At 39.6% G+C, this 1,304-nt stretch carries 1 protein-coding gene; it reads right to left on the reverse strand.

Annotated features, from left to right (window positions below):
* Positions 1–131: 131 nt before the first annotated feature.
* A protein-coding gene (locus ACFO3P_RS14525) for an IS3 family transposase (protein ID WP_379542471.1) occupies positions 132–1,251 on the reverse strand; the annotation gives its coding sequence in 2 pieces (ribosomal slippage) (positions 132–984 and positions 983–1,251; 1,122 coding nt in all).
* Positions 1,252–1,304 lie beyond the last annotated feature (53 nt).

The raw sequence follows: 1,304 nt of genomic DNA on the forward strand, positions 1-1,304 counted from the left end.
TAAAGTGGACCCCATTGTCAAGACACCAATTTTATAAAAATTAGGTGGGTCCATTATTTTATCCTTATCCCATCTTACTGACCAGGCTCTGGCTCAGGAAAGATAATCGCTCAAGATGGGATAATGGCTATCTAATGAAAATAAATTGAAGCTGGTGTCTGATAATCCAACGATTGGTGTGGACGTTCATGATTATAAAAATTCATGTAATTGTTGATATTGCTTCTTGCTTGTCTTGGAATATCATAGTCTTTTAAGTAGACTTCCTCATACTTCAAGCTTCTCCAAAAGCGTTCAATCATGATATTGTCCAACGCCCGTCCTTTTGCGTCCATACTGATTTGTATGGATGGATGTTCCTTTAAAAGATGAATATATTTCGGACTTGTAAAGTGGCTGCCTTGATCACTATTAAATATCTCAGGCGTGTTCACCTTGAATGCCTGTTGGACAGTTTGTAGGACAAAGTCCATTTCCAGCGTCTGATCCAATTCCCAACTAATAATATAACGGGAATACCAATCTATAATGGCTGTTAAATACATCCAGCTATGATGCAGACGAATATACGTAATATCAATACTCCAAACTTGGTTGGGGCGGCTGATATTCACTCCTTTCAACAGATAAGGATAAATACGATGCTGCAGATTGCGTTTACTCAAATTTGGACCAGGATAGATGGCTTGAATGCCCATCTCACGCATATGACGCTGTACTCTTTTACGATTAATTTTCACTCCTTCCTGGTTTAATAATTGGGTAATCCTGCGTGAACCGAAGAACGGAAATTGGGTGTAAATCTCATCAATACGATGCTTCACGGCCACTTCTTCGGCTGATGGCAGCACTGGCTTGTAGTAAAGACTGGAACGATTGATTCCAAGCAATTTAGCCTGTTCTGAGATAGATAGTTCTGCATCGTTCCAGTCCACCAATTCCATGCGTTCTTTCTTAGTCATGGTGGATGCCAGATTTTTTTTTGAGCCACGACAATTGCGTGGTTAGTTTCCCGACTTCGGCATACAAGTTTTCCACCTGTGCTTCATGTTCGGCCTTCATTTTTTCCAAGTCTTTGTTTTGTTTCTCAAAGATTTGAGGCATATCTTGCAGGAACTGTGTCTTCCATTTATGAATCTGGTTCACATGGATCCCGTGTTCCGATGCAATTTGGCTCATAGATTTTTCTTCCTTCAAGACTTCTAACACGATTTGTGATTTAAATTCGGCTGTATATCTTTTTCGTTTCATATACCTACCTTAACATCTCCTTTTTTCGTGTCTAGATTCTTGGGTCCATTATA

It is taken from the genome of Oceanobacillus aidingensis, assembly GCF_042654105.1.
Lineage (GTDB): Bacteria > Bacillota > Bacilli > Bacillales > Amphibacillaceae > Oceanobacillus > Oceanobacillus oncorhynchi.